A 3,365-nucleotide genomic window follows, 5' to 3' on the forward strand; every position below is an offset into this window, starting at 1 on the left:
GCACAAGTCGGTCACCGCCCTGGCCCGGGCCGCCGGCAGCCTCGACGCGGGCGCCGGGACGCGCGAGGACGACGGGGTCGGGCCGTACGAACTCACCCCGATCATGGCCCAGCTGCACGAGGAGACCGGCACCCTGACCGGGCCGGTGGTCAAGTACAGCCAGCACGTCGTCGTCAGCGTGCCCGCCGGGCTCGACGCCGGACTGCTCGACGCGGCCCTGCACGCCGTGGTGGACCACCACGACGCCCTGCGCACCCGGGCCACCGAACCGGCCCCCGGTCTGTGGCACATGGAGGTCCTGGCCCCCGGCGCGTCGGCCGGTGTGCCGCTGGTCGCCGTCGCCGAACCGGACGGCAAGGACGACCCGGCCCGCGCCGAACGGCAGGCCGCAGCCGCCCGCGCCCGCCTCGACCCGGCCCGGGCGGTCATGATCCAGGCCGTGCTGCTCGCCGCCCCGCCCGGGGCGGACACCGCCCGGCTGGTGCTGTGCGCCCACCACCTCGTCGTGGACGGCGTGTCCTGGCGCGTGCTGCTGCCCGACCTGGAAGCCGCCTACCGCGCCCTCGCCGACGGCCGCGCCCCGGCACTCGACCCGGTCGGCACGTCGTACCGCGCCTGGTCCGCGCTCCTCGCCGAGCAGGCCCGCACCCAGGTGCGCGGCGCCGAACTCGCCGTGTGGCAGCGACAGCTGGAGGGACCCGACCCGCTGGTCGGCACCCGCCGCGCGGACCCCGCCCGGGACGTCCACGGCACGATGCGCACGCTCCGGCTGGAGCTGGGCCCCTCGGCCACCGCACCCCTGCTCACCGAGGTGCCGGCGGCCTTCCACGCCGAGATCAACGACGTCCTGCTCACCGGGCTCGCCCTCGCCGTCGCGGACTGGCGCCGCCGGCACGGCCGCACCCACCACGCACAGACCCTGATCGAGCTGGAGGGACACGGCCGGGAGCAGCTCGGCGACGACCCGGACCTGTCCCGCACGGTCGGCTGGTTCACCAGCGCCTTCCCGGTCCGCCTGGACGTCGGCGCCGTCGACTGGTCCGAGCTGTGGGCGGGCGGCCCCGCGCTGGGCACCGTCCTGAAGCGGATCAAGGAGCAGCTGCACGCCCTGCCCGACCGGGGCGTCGGCTTCGGCCTGCTGCGCTACCTCAACCCGCACGCCGCCCGCGTCCTCGCCCGCCACCCGCGGCCCCAGATCGGCTTCAACTACATGGGCCGCTTCGACGCCCGCGAGGACCGGCCGTGGCAGCCCGTCGGCGGTGACGGGGTCGTCGGCACCGGAGCCCACCCGGGCATGCCGCTGCCGCACCTGATCGACGTCACCCCGGCGACCGAGGACCGCCCCGACGGGCCCCACCTGATCGCCAACTGGGCGTGGGCCGGGAACGCGGTGGCCGAGGACGACGTGCGCGACCTCGCCGACACCTGGTTCCGGGCGCTGGAACTCCTCGGCCGGCACGCCCCGGCCACGGGCGGCCGTACCCCGTCCGACCTGCCGCTGGTCGACCTGGCCCAGGAGGAGATCGAGGCGTACGAGGCCGAACTCGCCGACGCCGGCAGCGCCTTGGCCGACGTACTGCCCATCACCCCGCTCCAGCAGGGCATGCTCTTCCACGCCGACTACGACACGGCGACCGCCGACGGTACCGACGTCTACACCCTCCAGATCGTCGCCGAGATCGAGGGCGACCTCGACCCGGCCGCACTGCGCGCCGCCGGCCAGGCCGTCCTGGACCGGCACCCCAATCTGCGCGCGTCCTTCCGGGCCCGGCCCGCCGGCGCCCCCGTGCAGCTGATCCCGGCCCGCGCGGAACTCCCCTGGCAGGAGATCGACCTGCGCGACCTGCCGGAACCCGAGCGCGGCGCCGAACTGGAGCGGATCACCGCCGCCGAACGCGGCCACCGCTTCGACCTGGAGCGCCCGCCGCTGCTGCGGTTCACGCTCGTCACCCACGGCGAGGGCCGGCACCGCTTCCTGTGGACCAGCCACCACATCCTGGTCGACGGCTGGTCGATGCCGCTGCTGGTGCGGGAGCTGTTCACGCTCGGCCGGCCCGGCACCGACGGCACCGCGCTGCCCGCCCCCGTCCCCTACCGCTCCTACCTCCAGTGGCTGACCCGGCAGGACCGCGAGGCCGCCCGCGCCGCCTGGCGCGCCGCGCTCGCCGACCTCGACGGGCCGACCCTCCTCGTGGACGCCGGCGCCGACCGGGCCCCGGTGCTCCCCGAATCCCTGCGGCTCGACCTCCCGCGCGACCTGACCCAGGCCCTCACCGCCTGGGCCCGCGCCCGGGGACTGACCCTCAACACCGTGCTCCAGGGCTGCTGGGCGCTGCTGCTCGGCCGGCTCACCGGCCGCCAGGACGTCGTCTTCGGCGCCGTCACCTCCGGGCGGCCCGCCGAGGTCCCCGACGTCGAGTCGATGATCGGCATGTTCCTCACCACCGTGCCCGTGCGGGCCCGGCTGCACCCCGGCACCCGCCTCGCCGAGCTGCTGCGCACGATCCAGCACCAGCAGACCGCGCTGCTGCCGCACGAGCACCTGGGCCTCGCCGACATCCACAAGGCGGCGGGTCTGTCCGGCGAGGTCTTCGACACCGTCGTCCTCTTCGAGAACTTCCCGCTCGACGCGGCCGGCCCGGCCACCGGCAGCGACGGCCCCCGCGTGGTGCGCACCGAGGCCCTGGACGCCCGGCACCACCCGCTCAGCATGGCGGTGTTCCCCGGCGACACCCTGACCCTGCGCTTCGACTACGCGCCCGACCTGTTCACCGGCGCGGACGTCGACCGCATCGCCGTCATGGTCCGGCACCTGCTGCACACCGTCGTCGACGGCGGCGACCTGCCGCTCGCCCACATCGACATCACCGGCCCGGCCACCCTGGGCCGCCCCGGACAGCCCGGCGAACTCGGCGGTCTGCTCGGCTCCTGGGACCCCGGCCTGCCCGAGGAGAGCCTCGGCGTCGTGGAACGTGTGCGGGCCGTCGCGGCCCGCGTGCCCGACGCCGTCGCCGTGGCCGACGGCACGGACAGCGTCACCTACGGCGAACTCGTGGAGCGCGCCGGCGGCCTGTCGGCGCTCCTCACCGGGGCCGGTGCGGGCCTCGGCTCGGTGGTGGCGATGCTCGCCGACCCCGGGCTGCCGTTCGTGACGGGCGTCCTGGGCGTCCTGGGCGCGGGCGGGGCGTATCTGCCGCTGGACCCGGCGGCCCCGGCCGCCCGCAACGCGTCCCTGCTCGCCGACAGCGGCGCCCGCCACCTGCTCACCGGCCGCGCGTACGCGGCACAGGCCCGCGAACTCGCCGGTGACGTCACCGTCCTGGTCCTGGAGGACTCCCTTCACGACCACGCCCTGCCGGCCGCCC

Annotated in this window: 1 protein-coding gene; it reads left to right on the forward strand. The window is 76.2% G+C overall.

All coding sequences use genetic code 11. The features are described from left to right. On the forward strand, positions 1–3,365 hold a 3,365-nt coding region (locus tag C3492_RS43715; protein WP_146075814.1), incomplete at both ends, for a condensation domain-containing protein.

It is taken from the genome of Streptomyces sp. Ru62 (assembly GCF_002920615.1).
Taxonomy (GTDB): Bacteria; Actinomycetota; Actinomycetes; order Streptomycetales; family Streptomycetaceae; genus Streptomyces.